This window comes from Mesorhizobium sp. (assembly GCF_041661565.1).
In the GTDB taxonomy this organism is placed as follows: domain Bacteria; phylum Pseudomonadota; class Alphaproteobacteria; order Rhizobiales; family Rhizobiaceae; genus Mesorhizobium.
Genome location: NZ_JBAZUD010000031.1, coordinates 1 through 17,142, shown reverse-complemented (window position 1 = coordinate 17,142; position 17,142 = coordinate 1). Strand labels below are relative to the sequence as shown.

At 64.0% G+C, this 17,142-nt stretch carries 18 protein-coding genes and 1 tRNA gene; 9 read left to right on the top strand and 10 right to left on the bottom strand.

Translation table 11 applies throughout. The features are described from left to right. Window positions 1-10: 10 nt before the first annotated feature. The 6 genes from WC739_RS08135 to WC739_RS08110 all read left to right on the top strand — a co-directional run bounded on the left by WC739_RS08135 (window position 11) and on the right by WC739_RS08110 (window position 4,767). On the top strand, window positions 11-397 hold the full coding sequence (locus WC739_RS08135; protein ID WP_372952509.1) for an SET domain-containing protein: 387 nt from the start codon (window positions 11-13) through the stop codon (window positions 395-397). Between the two features lie 170 nt (window positions 398-567). After that, window positions 568-846, top strand: a complete 279-nt coding sequence (gene rpsU / locus WC739_RS08130) for a 30S ribosomal protein S21 (RefSeq protein WP_023671138.1) — start codon at window positions 568-570, stop codon at window positions 844-846. Between the two features lie 136 nt (window positions 847-982). After that, entirely contained in the window at window positions 983-1,825 is an 843-nt protein-coding gene (locus tag WC739_RS08125) for a tetratricopeptide repeat protein (protein ID WP_372952508.1), read from the top strand. 210 nt (window positions 1,826-2,035) lie between these two features. After that, window positions 2,036-2,512 carry a DUF992 domain-containing protein gene (locus WC739_RS08120; protein ID WP_372952507.1) on the top strand — a complete coding sequence of 159 codons (477 nt, stop codon included), beginning with the start codon at window positions 2,036-2,038 and terminating at the stop codon, window positions 2,510-2,512. 132 nt (window positions 2,513-2,644) lie between these two features. Continuing rightward, a complete protein-coding gene (locus tag WC739_RS08115) occupies window positions 2,645-3,124 on the top strand; it encodes a DUF992 domain-containing protein (protein ID WP_372952506.1) in 480 nt (159 codons plus the stop codon). 206 nt (window positions 3,125-3,330) lie between these two features. After that, window positions 3,331-4,767 carry an MFS transporter gene (locus tag WC739_RS08110; RefSeq protein ID WP_372952530.1) on the top strand — a complete coding sequence of 479 codons (1,437 nt, stop codon included), beginning with the start codon at window positions 3,331-3,333 and terminating at the stop codon, window positions 4,765-4,767. Between the two features lie 20 nt (window positions 4,768-4,787). Here WC739_RS08110 and WC739_RS08105 read toward each other — a convergent pair whose 3' ends face one another. The 7 genes from WC739_RS08105 to WC739_RS08075 form a co-directional block, all read right to left on the bottom strand. Beyond that, window positions 4,788-5,480 carry a response regulator transcription factor gene (locus tag WC739_RS08105; RefSeq protein ID WP_372952505.1) on the bottom strand — a complete coding sequence of 231 codons (693 nt, stop codon included), beginning with the start codon at window positions 5,478-5,480 and terminating at the stop codon, window positions 4,788-4,790. Beyond that, the gene (locus WC739_RS08100) at window positions 5,477-8,212 is read right to left on the bottom strand and encodes a DUF4118 domain-containing protein (RefSeq protein WP_372952504.1); all 2,736 of its coding nucleotides are present in this window, start codon (window positions 8,210-8,212) and stop codon (window positions 5,477-5,479) included. Before WC739_RS08100 ends, WC739_RS08105 begins: the two co-directional genes overlap by 4 nt. Window positions 8,213-8,269: 57 nt before the next feature. Further along, a complete protein-coding gene (kdpC, locus tag WC739_RS08095) occupies window positions 8,270-8,836 on the bottom strand; it encodes a potassium-transporting ATPase subunit KdpC (protein WP_372952503.1) in 567 nt (188 codons plus the stop codon). A gap of 94 nt (window positions 8,837-8,930) precedes the next feature. After that, entirely contained in the window at window positions 8,931-11,024 is a 2,094-nt protein-coding gene (gene kdpB, locus WC739_RS08090) for a potassium-transporting ATPase subunit KdpB (RefSeq protein WP_372952502.1), read from the bottom strand. After that, entirely contained in the window at window positions 11,021-11,236 is a 216-nt protein-coding gene (locus WC739_RS08085; protein WP_372952501.1) for a hypothetical protein, read from the bottom strand. Before WC739_RS08085 ends, kdpB begins: the two co-directional genes overlap by 4 nt. A 7-nt stretch (window positions 11,237-11,243) precedes the next feature. Next, window positions 11,244-12,947 carry a potassium-transporting ATPase subunit KdpA gene (gene kdpA / locus WC739_RS08080; protein WP_372952500.1) on the bottom strand — a complete coding sequence of 568 codons (1,704 nt, stop codon included), beginning with the start codon at window positions 12,945-12,947 and terminating at the stop codon, window positions 11,244-11,246. A gap of 34 nt (window positions 12,948-12,981) precedes the next feature. Continuing rightward, window positions 12,982-13,071, bottom strand: coding sequence for a K(+)-transporting ATPase subunit F (locus WC739_RS08075; RefSeq protein WP_372952499.1), 90 nt, complete (start codon window positions 13,069-13,071; stop codon window positions 12,982-12,984). 383 nt (window positions 13,072-13,454) lie between these two features. Here WC739_RS08075 and WC739_RS08070 point away from each other — a divergent pair, with 383 nt between their 5' ends. Then, window positions 13,455-13,952 (top strand): ferritin-like domain-containing protein, encoded by a 498-nt coding sequence (locus tag WC739_RS08070; RefSeq protein WP_372952498.1) that lies wholly within the window; start codon window positions 13,455-13,457, stop codon window positions 13,950-13,952. A gap of 52 nt (window positions 13,953-14,004) precedes the next feature. On the opposite strand, the gene WC739_RS08065 is transcribed toward WC739_RS08070, so the two are convergent. The 3 genes from WC739_RS08065 to WC739_RS08055 all read right to left on the bottom strand — a co-directional run bounded on the left by WC739_RS08065 (window position 14,005) and on the right by WC739_RS08055 (window position 15,669). Then, a complete protein-coding gene (locus tag WC739_RS08065; RefSeq protein ID WP_372952497.1) occupies window positions 14,005-14,724 on the bottom strand; it encodes a Crp/Fnr family transcriptional regulator in 720 nt (239 codons plus the stop codon). Window positions 14,725-15,015: 291 nt separating this feature from the next. Beyond that, window positions 15,016-15,318, bottom strand: a complete 303-nt coding sequence (locus tag WC739_RS08060) for a DUF982 domain-containing protein (protein ID WP_372952496.1) — start codon at window positions 15,316-15,318, stop codon at window positions 15,016-15,018. 261 nt (window positions 15,319-15,579) lie between these two features. Beyond that, window positions 15,580-15,669: transfer RNA gene (locus tag WC739_RS08055), tRNA-Ser, on the bottom strand. A 363-nt stretch (window positions 15,670-16,032) separates the two neighbouring features. Here WC739_RS08055 and WC739_RS08050 point away from each other — a divergent pair. Both WC739_RS08050 and WC739_RS08045 read left to right on the top strand, forming a co-directional pair. After that, window positions 16,033-16,743 carry a hypothetical protein gene (locus WC739_RS08050; protein ID WP_372952495.1) on the top strand — a complete coding sequence of 237 codons (711 nt, stop codon included), beginning with the start codon at window positions 16,033-16,035 and terminating at the stop codon, window positions 16,741-16,743. 137 nt (window positions 16,744-16,880) lie between these two features. Continuing rightward, window positions 16,881-17,142, top strand: a 262-nt coding sequence (locus WC739_RS08045) for a hypothetical protein (RefSeq protein WP_372952494.1), incomplete at its 3' end; no start/stop codon positions are given.

Genomic DNA, 17,142 nt, shown 5'->3' with positions numbered 1-17,142 from the left:
TCCTGGAACCATGATGCTGATCCGAACCTATGTGGCCCAGAGCGCGATCGAGGGCGTCGGCATGTTCGCCGCCGAGCCGATCAGCAAGGGTGCCTCGATCTGGCGGCTCGATCCGGACTTCGACCGGTTGATCCCGATGGACAAATACGAAGCCGCGCCTCAGCCTCTAAGGGAATTGCTCGACCGTTATGCCTATCCAAGCCCGGACCGGCCGGGCTTCATGGTCTATGAAGTCGACAATGGGCGTTTCATGAACCATTCCGCAAATCCGAACACGGATTTTTCGCAGTATGGCGGGGCAACAGCCACCCGGGACATTGCCGCGGGCGAGGAGATCACCTGCGACTATGGCGAGTTCTTCGAGGATTTCGAGCGGCTGCATCTGGCCACGGCGTAGTCCGCGCCGGCAAACCGGCCATGTTTTGGCCTGCCGGCTTTCATTTCCGCTGTGGACAGCGCGGGATGATTCTGCTATCAGCCGCCACAATTCGTGGTGTAGATCGCCGCGTTGGTTAGTGGCTATGGCCGCTTGCCTGTTGATATCAAACCCGAAAGACAGGATTGCCCGTGCAGGTACTCGTCCGCGACAACAATGTTGATCAGGCGCTTCGCGCTCTCAAGAAGAAGATGCAGCGCGAAGGCATTTTCCGCGAAATGAAGATGCGCGGCCACTACGAGAAGCCTTCCGAGAAGCGTGCCCGTGAAAAGGCCGAGGCGGTTCGCCGCGCCCGCAAGCTGGCCCGCAAGCGCGCACAGCGCGAAGGCCTGTTGCCGATGACCCCGCGCCCGGTCGCTGCTGGCGCCGCCGGCGGTCCTGGTGGTGCTCCGCGTCCGCCGCGGTTCTGACGCCAATTTTTCGTCCTTTTCGAAGGATACCAAAGGTGGCGCGATGCGAAATCGCCGCCACCTTTTTGTTTTGGTTGTGACCCGGCCCGGAGGGGGGAACCGGACTGAACGCGCGGCGGCAGTGAGGACGGCAGACATGAACGTAATTACGGTGGAGCGCAAAACCGCATGTCGCGGCTTCGCCCTGACGGCGGCCCTGCTTTCCGGGCTCGTGCTAGCCGGCTGCCAGACGAACGGACCGCCCGGCGAGTTCAACAATGTCGACAAGGCACAGGGGTCGAGCGAGAACATCTCGTCGCTCTCCGCAGTGATCCAGCGCAACCCCCAGGATCCCGAGGGCTACAATGTCCGCGGCTCCGCCTATGGACGCGGCGGCCAGTACCAGGCGGCGCTGAAGGACTTCAATCAGGCCATCCAGATCAATCCGAATTTCTACCAGGCCTATTCAAACCGCGCCCTCATCCAGCGTTTCCTCGGCAACCAGGAAGCAGCCCTGGCCGACTACAACCGCTCGATCCAGATCAACGGCAATTATGACGCCGCCTATATCGGCCGCGGCAATCTCTATCGCAAGGCTGGCCGCACCCAGGATGCCTTCAACGACTTCCAGAAGGCAATCCAGCTCGACACAACCGACGCCCGCGCCTACCACAATCGCGGCCTGATCTATCAGAGCCAGGGACAGCACAAATTCGCCATCGAGGACTTCTCGACCGCTATCTCGCTGGCTCCGGATGCCGCCGAGCCCTACAATGGCCGTGGCCTTTCCTATCTGGCGACGGGCGACGAGGACAACGCCTTCTCGGATTTCAACATGGCCATCAAGCTCGACGGCAAGAATGCCGAGGCCTGGGCCAACCAGGCGCTTATCTACGAACGTCGCGGCGACAAGGCCAAGGCGTCGAAATCCTACCGCGAAGCCGTTCACCTCGACCCGACCTACCAGCCGGCCAAGGATGGCCTCGCCCGCGTCAGCTGACGTCGGTTCCGGAAAAGAGCGCGGCCGCGCAAGGCCGCGAGCCGTTTCCGCGAGACTTCCAAGGTGCGTGTCCAAAAGGACGCACCGAGGCAACCACGTGTTAACCCCGGCGGCAGTCTGCCGTCCCTTGCCTTGTTCACGCCAAGTTTTCGACGGAACGGTCTGGCCACTCAAGCCGTTGTCGAATTTATTCGTGAAAAGGACTGTCCCATGATCAAGAAACTCGTCTGTGCCGCCGCCCTCGTCACCACGGCATTCGCCGTCGCCCCGGCCAGCGCCGGCAAGCTGCAGCTCGGTACGCTGGACTGCACCATCGATGGCGGCACCGCCTACATCGTCGCCTCCAACAAGGGCGTGTCCTGCACCTTCCGCCCCTACCACCACGGACCTTCGGAAACCTACACGGGCGTCATCTCCAAGATCGGCCTCGACGTTGGCCAGACGCACCAGGGCCAGCTGGTCTGGGCAGTGCTGGCGGCGACCCGCGATCGGGACGGAGCCGACCTCGCCGGCAGCTATTACGGCGTCAACGCCGAGGCGAGCGTCGTGACCGGTGGCGGCGCCAATCTCCTGGTCGGCGGCCTCAACAGCGCGTTCATGCTCGAGCCGCTCAGCGTCCAGGCGCAGACAGGCGTCAATCTTGCCGTGGCGGTAACCTCGCTTGAGCTGATCCACTCGTTCAAGTGACTGCACGGAGCCAGGCGCTCCATCACCTTTCACCTCGCGGCGCGGAACCAAATCGGATGGTTTCGCGCCGTTTGATTTCTTGGGCGGTTCCGGCGAAGGTGTGGAGCGGTTCCAGACCGCCCGGGGGCCACCATGCTGAAGAGAACGATCGCCGCCATGGTCTTGATGGCGTATGTCGGCCCCGCCCCGGCGCAAGACAAGGGCGTCGAACTCGGCGTGCTTGACTGCGCAATCGGCGGCGGCACGGGTTTCATCCTGGGCTCGAGCAAGGATCTGAGCTGCACCTTCACCCCAGCGGACAAGAGCTTCGCGCCGGAAGCCTATTTCGGTGCTGTCAACAAGTTCGGCCTCGACATCGGGACGACCAAGCAGACCTTGATGCAATGGCTGGTGCTGACCCCGATGAACAACATCTACGCGCCTGGCGCCCTGGCCGGAGACTATATCGGCGCCAGCGCGGAAGTGACCGCCGCCATTGGCGCCGGCGCCAACCTTCTGGTCGGCGGCTCCTCTCAGGCCTTCACATTGCAGCCACTCAGCCTGCAGACCCAGACCGGCATTAACCTCGCCATCGGCGTCAGCCAGTTCCAACTGCGAAGCACCGAGAACTGACAGCCTGGATGGGATGACGGCGAAAACCCGGACAATTCGCTTGAGCTCAACCCTGGTCCGGGTCTCACAAGCCTTCCTGCCCTGACCGGGACATGGACTCGTGCGGCGTGCGATCCCGCGTTCGGATGCCCATGGTCCTGCGGGAAACCGGTGCTGGCTTCTGGCGTAGCCTGCCGGCATCGGGGATATGCATGGCGGGGATGAAGATGAAAGAGATCAACACAAACAGGGTCGACTGGCGCGCCCTATGGGCAAGCGGCGACCTGGCGCGCTTCTGCTTCATCAGCCTGGGCATCCTGCTGCACGCCACCAACGAAACGATGGTGGCCACGGTGATGCCGGCCATGGTCGGCGAGATGGCTGGCGTGCAGCTCGTCGGCTGGTCGCTGGCGATCTACGAGCTCGGCGCCATCGTTGCCGGCGCCGCCGCCGGACGGTTGGTGAGCTATGTCGCATTGCGCACAAACATGATGGTTGCGGCGCTGCTCTATGCCGCCGGGGCGCTGATCTGCGCCACCTCCCCTTCGATGCAATTGTTCCTCGCCGGCCGGCTGATCGAGGGTCTTGGCGGCGGCGCGCTGGTGTCGCTCGCCTTCGTCTCGGTCGAGCGGCTGTTTGCACGCGCCATCTGGCCGCAGCTTTTCGGCATCATGTCGGCAGTCTGGGGCGTCGCCGCGTTCAGCGGCCCGATGCTCGGCGCGATCATGACCGAGCTTCTGTCATGGCGCTGGGCCTTCGGCATCTTCACGGCCGGCGGAGCCGCCATGGCGCTCGCCAGCATGATCGTGCTCAACACGCCGGAGGCAACGAAGCCCCAGCCGAGCATCGGCAAGGCGCCGCCCTTCCCGATCGCGGCCCTCTGCTGCCTCGCGGTGGCCGTGGTGCTCATCGCATCGGCCGGCGTCGACATCGCGCCGCTGCGTTCCTCGCTGCTGATGGTCTTCGGCCTGGCCGGCCTGGCACTGTTCTTCACCATCGACGCGCTGAAGCCGCGCTCGCGCCTGTTTCCATCAGGGCTGTTCTCGTGGCGCACGCCGGTCGGCGCCGGCATGACCATGGTCGCGGCCTTTTCGGTGGCGACCTGTTCCTTCGGCGTTTACGGGCCGCTGCTGCTGACCAGCCTGCACGATATCCCGATCCTGACCACCGGCTACATCATCGCCGCCGAGTCGATCGCCTGGTCGATCCTGTCGATTCTCGTCGCCAACGCGCCGCCGCGGCGCGAGCGGCTGATCATCATCGGCGGTGCGCTGATGATCGCGGCGGGAATTGCCGGCTTTGCCTACACGGTGCCGGCGGGCTCCATTCCCCTGATCCTGCTTTGCGCCCTGCTGCAGGGTGGCGGCTTCGGCGTCGCCTGGCCGTTCCTCACGCGCATCATCGTGTCGTCGGCGCGGCCCGATGAACAGACCATCGCCTCGGCCGCAGTGCCGACCATGCAGCGCATCGGCTATGCGGTGGGCGCGGCGCTGACGGGCATCGTCGCCAATGCCAGCGGCTTTTCCGAAGGCCTGAACCGGGAGGCGGCGGCCAATGTCGCCAGCTGGCTGTTCCTCGCTTTCGTCCCGCTCGGCATTCTCGGCTGCCTGGCAGCCTTGCGCGCATCGACGACGCCTGGCCGGACTCCGCAAGCCGCTGGCTAGTCCGGTTACGCCGATCGCGGTCAGTCGACCTCGCGCAGGCGGTAGCCGACGCCTGTCTCGGTGGTGATGTAGCGCGGCTGATCGGGGGTCTTCTCGATCTTCTGCCTGAGCTGGCGCACATAGACCCGGAGATACTGGACGTCGGTCGAATCGCCCCAGACCTGCTTCAACAGAAAATGGTGGGTCAGCACCTTGCCGGCATGCTGCACCAGGATGCGCAGGATTTCATACTCCTTGGGCGAGAGCTTGACCTCCCGGCCCTCGACCTTGACGATGCGCTTGACCAGGTCGACCGACAGGCCGCCGGTCTGGAAAACGGGCTTCTCGCCCTGCTGCTGGAATTTGTGGCGCAGCGCGACGCGGATGCGCGCCACCAGTTCGTTCATGCCGAACGGCTTGGTGACATAATCGTCGGCGCCGAGTTCGAGCGCTTGGACGATGCCGGCCTCATCGGTGCGGCTGGAAAGAATGACCACGGGGATATCGAGACCGTCGTCGCGCCATTTGCGCAGCAGCTCGTGGCCGCCCATGCCGGGCAGGCCGAGATCGAGCAGGACGAGGTCGGGTTTTTCCGTCGCCATCAATTCGATCGCCACCTTCGCGTTCGGCGCCTCGCTGATCGCGTAGCCCTGGCTGCCGAGGCCGACGCGAATCAGTTTGCGGATCGGCGGCTCGTCGTCGACAACCAGAATCCTGACATTCGAAGTGGTCATGCCAGGCCATCCATGTTCGCGTCCTCCATGCTTGGCCCATCCACCTCGGGTAGTTCCGTCGGCACCGGCATGCGGATGGTGAAGGCCGCGCCCGAGCGGTCGGTGCGGTTGGCCGCCGTGATGGTTCCGCCCATCGCCTCGATGAAGCCGCGGCAGATCGAAAGACCGAGCCCGGTGCCGGCTCGAACCTGGTCGCCCTTGCGCACCCGGTAGAAAGTGTCGAACACACGTTCGAGGTCGGCGGGTGGAATACCGGGTCCTTCATCCATGACCTGTAGCATCACCGAGCCATTGTCCGCCCAGCCTTGCAGGCGGATCGTCGAAGCCGGCGGTGCGTATTTGGCGGCGTTGTCGAGCAGGTTGAACAAAACCTGTTCGAACAGGACGGGATCGAGCCGCAACATCGGCAGGTCCGGGGGGATGTCCACCTCGGTCTTGTGTTCGCCGATGATCTTTCGCGCCCTGCGCAAGGTCGAACCAACAATGTCGCCGACATAGTGGAAGGCGAAGTTCGGTTCCATTGCGCCGGATTCGATCTTGGTCATGTCGAGCAGATTGGCGATGAAGCGGTTCAGTCGCTCGGACTCGTCGAGCACCGTCGAGAGAAGATCGGCGCGGTCTTTTTCGGGAAGCGACGAGGCGAAATCCCTGAGCGTGCCGGCCGCGCCCATGATCGAGGCGAGCGGCGTCTTCAGATCATGGGAGATCGATGTCAGCAGCGCCGAGCGCAGCCTGTCCGCTTCGGCGGCGAGCTTGGCCCTGTCGACATCGGCAACAAGCTGGATGCGCTCGATGGCGACCGCTGCCTGGTCGGCGAGCGCGTCGAGCAGGCGCTGCTGCTCGGGCGTCAGCAGCGGGCCCTGCTTGTCGTTGTCGAGGCCGACGACGCCGATCGCGGTGCGCCCTGTCCGCAACGGCAGATAGAGACGCTTGGCGCCGGGAAGCGTGTCGGCACCGCGTCCCGCGGCCCGGTTGTGCTCCCAGGCCCAGCGGGCGGCGGCGATGTCGGCCTCCGCCAGCGTGTCGTCGGGCGGATAGCCGGCCTTGACGGTGATCGTTCCGTCTTCCGGCAGGAGCAGCACCACGCGCAATCTCAGCATCGATGCGATCTGGAAGGCGGTGGCCCAGAGAACGTCGTCGAGCGTGCCGGCACCGGCGAGCTTCTTTGAAAAGAGATAGATGTCCTCCGTGGCCCGTGCGCGTGAGCGGGCGGCGACCGCCTGACGCTGCACGCGCGCCGTCAGATTGCTGGCGATGACGGCGACAACGAGAAAGATGGCCAGCGCGACAATGCTCTCCGGATCCCGGATCGTCAGCGTGTAGCGCGGCTCGAGGAAAAAGAAGTTGAACGCAAGGGCGCTGACCAGGCAGGCGTACAGCGCCGGCCAGAGTCCGCAGGTTACCGCAGATGTCAGAACCCCCAGTAGAAAGATGATCGCGAGATTGCGAACGTCAAGAAACTGGTCGAGAACCGCGCTGACGGCGAGCGAGCCGAGGATACAGGCTGTGGCAAGCAGGTATGGCTTGACCTGAAACTGGCTTTGCTCGGCCGCCGCGTTGACCCTCCTTGAGGACGCCTCGGTGTTCCGCTCCGTTCCCGAAATGACATGGACGCTGATGTCGCCGGCATTGCGGATGAGATCATAGGTGAGCGAACCCTCGATCAGCTCCCGCCAGCGCGACCGGGTCGGTCTGCCGACCACGATATGGGTGAAGTTGTTTGCTGTCGCATGGCGAACGATGTCCTGCGCGACGTTCTGGCCCGGGATGGTCGTCACCTCGGCGCCGAGCTGTTCGGCAAGGCGCAGGTTCGTTGCCAGCCGGTCCTTGTCCTCCTCGGACATCACGGCCGAACGTGGCGTATCGACATGGAGCGCCGTCCAGGGGGCACGGAGGCGGTCAGCCAGCCTGCGCGCATAGCGCACGCGCGCCGCTCCGCCCGGGCGCGCATCGAGGCAGACAAGCACCCTTTCTCCCGCTGCCCACGGGCCCTGGATGGCATGGGCCTGCATGTGATTGAGCAACTGCTCGTCGACGCGCTGGGCGGTGCGGCGCAGCGCCAGTTCCCTCAGCGCCGTCAGATTGCCGGGCGAGAAATAGTTTTCGATGGCGCGCTGGGCGGTGTGGGGGAAGTAGACCTTGCCTTCCGCGAGCCGCTTGATCAGGTCGTTGGGCGTGAGATCGATGATCTCGACATCGTCGGCTTGGTCGATGATGGAATCGGGAACCGTTTCACGAACCCTGACACGCGTGATCTGGGCGACGATGTCGTTGAGGCTTTCCACATGCTGGATGTTGAGTGTCGTGTAGACGTCGATGCCCTGGGTCAGGATCTCCTGGACGTCGAGATAGCGCTTGGGATGACGGCTGCCGGGCGCGTTGCTGTGGGCGAGCTCGTCGACGAGAACCAGTTGCGGGCGCCGGGCGATGATGGCGTCTATATCCATCTCGTCGAGGACGCGCCCCTTGTATTCGACCTTGCGGCGGGGAATGACCTCATAACCCTCGACCAGGGCCAGCGTTTCCTTGCGGCCATGCGTCTCGACGACGCCGATGACTACGTCCACGCCGTCGGCCAGACGGGCGCGGCCCGACATCAGCATTTCGTAGGTCTTGCCCACACCCGGCGCGGCGCCGAGGAATATCCGCAGACGGCCGTGCCCCTCACGCTCGGCATGCTCAAGCAGCGCGTCGGGGGAAGGTCTGTTCTCGTTGCGGCTTTCGTCCGGCATCAGAACCGATCATGGATGGCGCCGGGGATGCTGTCGATCCCCGGGCCTTGCCATTCGCTATTTCGCGGCGTCCAGGGCGAGGTTGAGAGCCAGCACGTTGACCACCGGCTCGCCCATGAAGCCGAGCTCCCTGCCCTCGACCTGATCGTCGACAAGAGCCTTGACCTTGGCTTCGTCTAGGCCTCTGGCCTTGGCCACGCGGGGAACCTGGAAGTAGGCCGCCTCCGGGCTGATATGCGGGTCGAGGCCACTGCCGGACGTCGTCACCATGTCCATCGGCACCGGCGCGTTCGGATTCTCCGCTTTCAGCTTCTCGGCGTCGCCCTTGATGCGGTCGATCAGCTTGGGATTGGTCGGGCCGAGGTTGGAGCCGCTCGAGGCTGCGGCGTCGTAGCCGTTGCTGCCGGCAGCCGAAGGCCGGCCATGGAAATACTTGTCGCTGGCGAAGCCCTGGCCGATCAGTTCGGAACCGATCACCTTGCCGTCCCTTTCGATCAGGCTGCCATTGGCCTGGCGCGGGAACAGCGCTTGGGCGATGCCGGTCATGCCGATTGGATAGATCAGGCCGGTCAGGACCGTGAAGAAGACGATCATGATGATCGCGGGTCTTATCTGGGTGAGCATGGACATATTCCTCAGAGCAATTCCAGGAAAGGTGTGAAGCGGTTTTCCCGGGAAAAGCGCCTAGCGCTTTCCCTTTGGGTATTGCGTTAAAAAGTTAAGCGAGGCCGAGGGCGGTGACGATCATATCGATCGCCTTGATGCCGACGAACGGCACGATGATGCCGCCGAGCCCGTAGACGAGAAGGTTGCGGCGCAGCAGCGCGCCGGCGCCGATGGCGCGGTACTTGACGCCTTTGAGCGACAGCGGGATCAGCGCGATGATGATCAGCGCGTTGAAGATGATTGCCGACAGGATGGCGCTCTGCGGCGTGCCCAGGTGCATGATGTTGAGCGCCTGCAGCGGGCCCGTCGTCTGTCCCGGAGCGACGTAGAAGACGGCGAACATGGCCGGGATGATGGCGAAGTACTTGGCGACGTCATTGGCGATCGAGAAGGTCGTCAGCGAGCCGCGCGTCATCAGGAGCGCCTTGCCGATCTCGACGATCTCGATGAGCTTGGTCGGGTCGCTGTCGAGGTCGACCATGTTGCCGGCCTCGCGCGCGGCGACCGTGCCGGTGTTCATGGCCACGCCGACATCGGCCTGAGCAAGGGCGGGAGCATCGTTGGTGCCGTCGCCGCACATGGCGACCAGCTTGCCCTTCGCCTGCTCGTCGCGGATCAGCTTCAGCTTGTCCTCGGGCGTCGCCTGGGCGAGGAAGTCGTCGACGCCGGCTTCCGCCGCGATCGCGGCCGCCGTCATCGGATTGTCGCCGGTGATCATCACCGTGCGGATACCCATCTTGCGCAGTTCGGCGAAGCGCTCCCTGATGCCGCCCTTGACGATATCCTTGAGGTGGATGACGCCAAGCAGGCGCCCGTCGCGCTCGACCGCGAGCGGCGTCCCGCCGGACTTGCCGATCTCGTCGGCGATCGCCTGGAGATCCCTGACCGTGTCGCTGCCCGGCCGCGCGCCGTGGGCGGCGACCGTCGACTGATTGACATGGGCGAGCACGGAATCGACCGCGCCCTTGCGGACCGACGAGCCGTCGATGTCGACGCCGCTCATGCGGGTCTGCGCGGTGAACGGCACGAAGGTGGCGTGCAGCGTGGCCATGTCGCGGGCGCGGATGGCATATTTCTCCTTGGCCAGGACGACGATCGAGCGGCCTTCGGGCGTCTCGTCGGCCAGCGACGCGAGTTGGGCGGCGTCCGCCAGTTCCTGTTCGGTGACGCCCTTGACCGGGCGGAACTCGGTCGCCTGGCGGTTGCCGAGCGTGATCGTGCCGGTCTTGTCGAGCAGCAGCGTGTCGACGTCGCCGGCGGCTTCCACGGCGCGGCCCGACATGGCCAGCACATTGAAGCGCACCAGACGGTCCATGCCGGCGATGCCGATGGCCGACAGCAGCGCGCCGATCGTGGTCGGGATCAGGGTCACGAACAGGGCGACCAGCACCGTCACCGAGATATAGCCGCCCGAATAGGAAGCAAAGCTCGGGATGGTCGCAGTCGCCAGCACAAAGATCAGCGTCATGCCGACCAGCAGGATGTTGAGCGCGATCTCGTTCGGCGTCTTCTGGCGCGCGGCGCCTTCGACCAGCGAGATCATGCGGTCGAGGAAGGTGTGGCCGGAGGCCGCGGTGATGCGCACGCGGATCCAGTCCGACAGCACCTGGGTGCCGCCGGTGACAGCCGATCGGTCGCCGCCGGATTCGCGGATGACCGGCGCGGATTCGCCCGTGATCGCGGCCTCGTTGACCGAGGCGACGCCTTCGATCACCTCGCCGTCCGAGGGGATGATGTCACCCGCCTCGACCAGCACCGCGTCGCCGACCTTCAGGCTGGTGCCGGGCACCAGCTTGAATTTGGTGCGGTCCTCGCCGCTCAGCAGCTTGGCCTGGGTCTCGGTGCGCGCCTTGCGCAAGGAATCCGCCTGCGCCTTGCCGCGCCCTTCGGCGACGGCCTCGGCGAAATTGGCGAACAGCACGGTGAACCACAGCCAGATGATGATCTGCAGCGTGAACTTGAAATCGCCGCCGCCAGTGATCAGGTCCCTGACGAACAGGACGGTCGTGAGCGCCGAGACGACGGCGACGACGAACATCACCGGGTTCCTGGCCAGCGTGCGCGGGTTCAATTTCTTGAAGGCCCCGCCGATGGCGGGCCACAAGATGCTGGCATCCATGATGACAGCGGATTTGGACTGGCTCATTTGTTGGCTCCAGTATCTGAAATGTTGGCGGGCACCGATCGATCGGATGCCGAAGGAAGATGCGGCGGCCCATAGACCAGCAGCCAGATGGCGATCATGACTGCCGCGATGCCGAGGAATGTGGATATGGTCGGGAAAGGAGGGGGGATTGCGTCCCCCTCCTTGTCGGTCCGACGCTCGACGGTGCGTCGCATGATGTTGAACCAGGACATGGGTGCCTCAGAAGGTCTGCCCATGGATCATGGCCAGATGTTCGACGATCGGTCCGATCGCCAGCGCCGGGAAGAATGTCAGGCCGACGACGATCAGGATGACGCCCGTCAGCAGGCCGACGAAAAGGGGACCGTCGGTGGGGAACGTACCGGCCGAAGCCGGGACGGTCTTCTTCGCCACCAGCGAGCCGGCGATCGCCAGGGCCGGGATGATGACCAGGAAGCGGCCCATCAGCATGGTGATGCCGAGCGTGATGTTGTACCAGGGCGTGTTGCCGCTGAGGCCGCCAAAGGCCGAACCGTTGTTCGCCGCCGCCGACGTATAGGCATAGAGAACCTCGGAGAAGCCGTGCGGCCCGCCATTGGCCATGGAGGCCACACCGGTTGGCAGCACCACCGCTATCGCCGTGAAGGTCAGCATCGCCAGCGGCAGGCACAGGATGGCCAGCATCGCCATCTTGACCTCCTTGGCCTCGATCTTCTTGCCTAGATATTCGGGCGTGCGCCCCACCATCAGCCCGGCGACGAAGACTGCCACGACGATGAACATCAGGATGCCGTAGAAGCCGGCGCCGACGCCGCCGACGATGACTTCGCCGAGTTGCATGTTGATGATCGGGATGAAGCCGCCCAGCGCTGTGAAGCTGTCATGCATGGCGTTGACCGCGCCGCAGGACGCGGCCGTGGTGATGACGGCGAACAATGCCGACAGGGCGATGCCGAAGCGGCTCTCCTTGCCTTCCATGTTGCCGCCGTCGATGCCGAGCGCGTGCACCAGCGGGTTGCCGGCGGCTTCCGCCCAGTAACAGACAGCGACGCCGGCGACGAACAGCACGCCCATCGTGGCCAGGATCGCCCAGCCCTGGCGCTGGTTGCCAACCATGCGGCCGAAGACGTTGGTCAAAGCGGCGCCAAGCGCGAAGATCGACACCATCTGGATGAGGTTGGAGATCGCGTCGGGGTTCTCGAAGGGATGCGCCGCGTTGGCGTTGAAGAACCCGCCGCCATTGGTGCCGAGCATCTTGATGGCGACCTGCGAGGCGACGGGACCCACCGCGATCGTCTGCTGTGCGCCTTCCAGCGTCGTGGCGCTGACGTAAGCGCCCAGCGTCTGCGGCATGCCGAGCCAGACATAGACCAGCGTCAGCACGATGCAGAGCGGCAAGAGCACATAGAGCGTGCAGCGGGTCATATCGACCCAGAAGTTGCCGATCGACTTGGCCGAAGCGCGGGCGAAGCCGCGGATCAGCGCCACCGCTATGGCGATGCCGACCGCCGCAGACATGAAGTTCTGCACGGTGAAGCCGGCCATCTGCACGAGGTAGGACATCGTGCTTTCGCCGCCATAGTTCTGCCAGTTGGTGTTGGTCGGGAAGCTGACGGCGGTGTTGAAGGCAAGCGTTGGCTCGACAGCGGTCATGCCGGCCGGATTATAGGGCAGGACCCCTTGCAGCCGCTGCAGGGCATAAAGCACCAGGAAGCTGGCCACGCTGAAGAACATGATGCCAGCCGCGTAGGTGGTCCAATGCTGCTCCTCGCGCTCGCTGGTTCCCGAGATGCGATAGAGGCCCCGCTCCACAGGGCCGAGGATCGGCGAAAGAAACGTGCGATCGCCGTTGAAGACGCGATACATGTAGCCGCCAAGCGGCTTCACCAGCAAAACGACGATCCCGCAATAGACGAGGATCTGTAGCCATCCGTTGATTGTCATTGAAGTAGCTTTCCGTGCCTTGCGCCAGCAGCGATCAGAAGCGTTCGGGGCGAACGAGCGCGTATGTCAGGTAGACGAGCAGGAACAGCGTCACGCCGCCCCCGAGGATGAAGTCGAGAAGCATTTTCGCACCTTCCGCTTAGAGAATGTCGCAGGCTTTGATGTAGGCGAAGGAGAGGGCGAAGAACAAAACCCCTATCCCGATAACAATGATGTCCATCGCGTGCGTCCTATGTTCATTCTGTTGTGCATCTGCATTTGGCAGGAACGAAATCGGGGAAGCGCGTCATCGCTTGCAAACGATAATCGGGGTATGCGCTTCACGACATGATATGGATCAAGAACGCATAAAGGTTCGAGACGGCGCGGGGTGGAAAGAAATAGGAATTTTATAAAGGTTTTGCCTGACCCCTCTTCACCGAGGGACCCCGCTTTGAGGAAAGGCGGAACAAACGCTCCAGCAGGAGATTGTCGACCTGAGGGCTCAACGCAACGAAGGACATGACAATGGCAAAACAGAAAATGCTCGAAGATCTTTTCCACGACACGCTGAAGGACATCTATTTCGCCGAAAAGAAGATCCTGGCGACATTGCCGAAAATGGCCAAGGCCGCGCAAAGCGCGGAACTGAAGGCCGCATTCGAGAAGCACCGCGCCGAGACCGAAGGGCATGTCGCCCGGCTGGAGGATGTGTTCGGCGTGATCGGCAAGAAGCCGGTCGGCAAGACCTGCGCGGCCATCATGGGCATCACCGAGGAAGGTGCCGAGATCATGCAGGAGTACAAGGGCTCGCCCGCGCTCGACGCCGGGTTGCTGGCCGCCGCGCAGGCCGTCGAACACTATGAGATCTCGCGCTACGGCACGCTGCGGACATGGGCCAGCGAACTGGGCCTGAAGGACGCCGTGGCGCTGCTCGAGGCGACGTTGGCGGAAGAGAAGACCACGGACGAGACCCTGACCAAGATCGCCGAGTCAGCCGTGAACATGGCCGCCGAGGCGGCCTAAACCTGCAGGATTGAAACTGCCCGATATGATCGGTGAGCCACGCTGCGATAAGCTAGCGTGGCTCCCGCATCATGCTGAGATAGGTCGGGTCGAACTCCGCGATTTCCTGCAGCCGGTGCCAGTCCAGAATGGTCACGGTGTGGTTCGCCCAGGCGACGACACCGACCCTGCGCAAGGCACCGATAACTCGGTTCATATGCACCACGGAAAGGCCGAGCACATCGGCCATCTCCGCTTGCGACAGCGGCAGATGGAAGGTCATGTCACTGGTCCGCTGCACCACCTGCAAACGCACGAACAGTTCGCATAGCAGGTGGGCGAGGTGCGAGGTCTTTGAGCGCCGCCCCATGGCCACGATCCATTCCCGGTGGATGGCCCCATCGACCAGCGTATCCAGCCACAAGAGGCGGGTCAGGTGCGGCGCTTCCTCCGTGATGGCGCGAAGCCGGCTGTGGTCGGCGAAGATGACATGGCACGGCGACAGCGCGACGATGCCGTGATCCATCGTCTTCAAGAGGAAGGCGTGGAGGTCGACGAAGTCGCCGGGCACCTGCAGCGAGGTGAACTGCCGGCCGCCATTTTCCAGCACCTTGTAGCGTGCCGCCAGTCCGTCGAGGATCAGCGTGCTGTAGGTTGGGCGCGAACCGGAAGCAACGATGTCCTGGCCGACGGCGAAGCTTCTTTCGAACGTCATCGCGCCGGCGAGCAGGGCTTTTTCAGCATCGGAAAGCGCGTCGTGCTGACCCAGATTCAGATAAAGGCTTTCTAACACGGCGAACTCCAGCGGAAGGGCTCAAGTAGCCGATCGCCAAGTGTTCTGTGGGAAGCAAGGCGGCTTCGGCATTAACATTTGTTAGAGTGTACTTATTCGACCCCGAATGCCAAGCGGTGGGAATGCTGGTCCACGCCGTGAAGGGAACGCTGGTCCGCGCAAACGCCGGAACGGCGAAGGCGCGCCGTGCCTTGAAGGTTCGCGGAAGAAAGCGAAAGCCCGGCTGGGGAGGGCCAGACCGGGCTTTCTGTGGTGGCTGCTAAGATTTGCCACCACGGTGCGCATCACTGCTCAGGCAGCATAGCCGCCATGACCGCGCGCAACGGCGTGCACGCCAACGACCGGGTCAAGATCGGGCCAAAGGATGCCGGCTGCCTGCGCGAATTCAATCAGCGCCCGTCGCGCCTGCTCGATCGTCACATAGCCGGGAACGGCGAGGTCGCAAGCCTTCACCGCGTTGCGGTAGAGCGGACCCCGGCGCGACGTCGTCCAATTGGTCAGGAAATCGTGCATCTCGGCCAGCGAGGCGATCTCGCGCTTGAAGCCAAGGCCGACGGTCAGCGAGACCGGAGAATGAAACAGCTTGTCGTGCATGATGGGCTCCTGATTATCGCAGCGCCAGGAACAGATATCGAGGCGGGTCCACTGACGGGACGCCGGGAAACGTGCAGGGCCGCGTCAGGTTCCAGGCAGGCCGGTTTTATATGGAGTGACCGACAACGCGCCCAAGGCGGCGCGGGGGACTCGCTGTTCCGCCCACGTCAGGGACGGAACGGCGCAACTTGGCCCAGCGGCATCTATTGGCGGAGATGCCGTATTCTTTAACATACTGATTTTGTATATTATTTCAAAAAATGGCGGAGAGAGCGGGATTCGAACCCGCGTTACGGTCTCCCGTAAACACACTTTCCAGGCGTGCGCCTTCAACCACTCGGCCACCTCTCCGTCCTTGCATGGCGCGCCGGCCGGTTACGCCGCGCGGGTTGGGGAGATGCAACTCCCGTCGGGTGCGATGCGGAACCTCCGCCATCGGCGCCGCCAACCAGCGAACGCCCTTCCCCCGCGCCCGAGCCGTCGAAGCAACAGGCGCGGGGCTCATCTAGTCGATCCGGCGCCGAATGCCAAGCCATAACGACGGTCTATTCGCTTTGCCGGCCATGCATCGTTGCGCCGGGGCGCCGGCGCTCTCCCGTTCGAGGCGAAGCTGGCCGAATGGTGTGCACAGGCAAAGGCGCCAGACCGGCCGCGCTTGACTTCGCAGAGCCGGCTGTCGAGTGATGAAGAGCTTTGCGGGGGCATCGTACGGACATGGCGTCGAACACTGGAAATCCGGGACCGTCGGCCGGGCGCCCGGACAGCGGATTGTCCTTCGTGCCGCTGGGCTGGCTCCTCTTCGTCATGGCATGGTCGGTCTACGGCCTGGCCTCGGCATGGTGGCTGGTCGGGCATTCCGGCCTGCCGGACGCGGTCTTCTATTTCCTGCTTGGCGGGCTCGCCGTCGACATCGTCACCATCCTGTGGGGCCTTTACCTGCTCGGTCTCGCCCTTGGCCGATCCGTGCGTTTCCCCGGCCATTTCATCGTCTGGCAGACCGCCACCATCGTCTGGCTGCTGGCGCGGCAAGCCTATGTGCTCACCGTCCCGGATTTCATCTTCTCCGCCAGGAGCCTCGGCATCACCGCAATCGAGATCGGCATCGGCCTGCTTTGCATCTACCTGCTGCGGCGCGGCTCCGAGGCCGAGGCCGTTTATGCCAAGCCGGGAACCGAAGCGCCACGGGCCTTCGTTTCGGTCGTGGCCGCCCTGCTCGGCGTCGTCCTTGGCGCCGCCGTCGGCGCCGTCGGCGGCTTGCTGGCCGGTTCGGTCATCGCCGATGTCGCCGAGATCAGCTGCTTCGAGGGCGGCTGCGGCTATTTCGCCGCGCTCATCGGCCTGGCCGGGCTGGTCGTCGGCGCCATCGCCGGCGGCATCATCGCCGTCTGGCTCGTCCGTCGGCGCGGGCGCAAGCCGGTAGCATAGGATAGACTGCACGGCGCTGGGTTCAAATTCGCGCATGGCGATTGCGAACCGCGCACGCGCATTCTATCTCTCGTGTCGAAACACATGCTGGAATGCCTCGAGGAGAAACTTGAGGGCCGGCGGGGAAAAGGTCTCGAATGTTTCGCTTCATCTTCCGGCTCGCTGCGATGGTGGCACTGTCGATCGCCGTCATCATGGCGGTGCTCGACACGACCCGCACTGTCGCGGCTTCGACGCTGGTGCTGACCCCGCTCAACACCAGCTGGCTGGCTGTCTCGCCGGACACGCGCGCCGCCTTCGAAACCCTGGTGCGGACCAAGGCCAGTCCGCTGCTGTGGGACGGCGCCATCGCCTGGGTGCTCAACCAGCCTGGCTTCGCGGTGTTCGCGGTGCTTGCCC

Bases quoted from the DNA above. Each gene is read 5' to 3' on its own strand.
- WC739_RS08115 (WP_372952506.1), top strand. From the start codon at position 2,645: ATGCTGAAGAGAACGATCGCCGCCATGGTCTTGATGGCGTATGTCGGC.
- kdpA (WP_372952500.1), bottom strand. From the start codon at position 12,947: ATGACAATCAACGGATGGCTACAGATCCTCGTCTATTGCGGGATCGTC.
- WC739_RS08135 (WP_372952509.1), top strand. From the start codon at position 11: ATGATGCTGATCCGAACCTATGTGGCCCAGAGCGCGATCGAGGGCGTC.
- WC739_RS08085 (WP_372952501.1), bottom strand. From the start codon at position 11,236: ATGTCCTGGTTCAACATCATGCGACGCACCGTCGAGCGTCGGACCGAC.
- kdpB (WP_372952502.1), bottom strand. From the start codon at position 11,024: ATGAGCCAGTCCAAATCCGCTGTCATCATGGATGCCAGCATCTTGTGG.
- WC739_RS08050 (WP_372952495.1), top strand. From the start codon at position 16,033: ATGGCGTCGAACACTGGAAATCCGGGACCGTCGGCCGGGCGCCCGGAC.
- kdpC (WP_372952503.1), bottom strand. From the start codon at position 8,836: ATGCTCACCCAGATAAGACCCGCGATCATCATGATCGTCTTCTTCACG.
- WC739_RS08075 (WP_372952499.1), bottom strand. From the start codon at position 13,071: ATGCTTCTCGACTTCATCCTCGGGGGCGGCGTGACGCTGTTCCTGCTC.
- WC739_RS08070 (WP_372952498.1), top strand. From the start codon at position 13,455: ATGGCAAAACAGAAAATGCTCGAAGATCTTTTCCACGACACGCTGAAG.
- WC739_RS08120 (WP_372952507.1), top strand. From the start codon at position 2,036: ATGATCAAGAAACTCGTCTGTGCCGCCGCCCTCGTCACCACGGCATTC.
- WC739_RS08110 (WP_372952530.1), top strand. From the start codon at position 3,331: ATGAAAGAGATCAACACAAACAGGGTCGACTGGCGCGCCCTATGGGCA.
- WC739_RS08100 (WP_372952504.1), bottom strand. From the start codon at position 8,212: ATGCCGGACGAAAGCCGCAACGAGAACAGACCTTCCCCCGACGCGCTG.
- WC739_RS08125 (WP_372952508.1), top strand. From the start codon at position 983: ATGAACGTAATTACGGTGGAGCGCAAAACCGCATGTCGCGGCTTCGCC.
- WC739_RS08105 (WP_372952505.1), bottom strand. From the start codon at position 5,480: ATGACCACTTCGAATGTCAGGATTCTGGTTGTCGACGACGAGCCGCCG.
- WC739_RS08060 (WP_372952496.1), bottom strand. From the start codon at position 15,318: ATGCACGACAAGCTGTTTCATTCTCCGGTCTCGCTGACCGTCGGCCTT.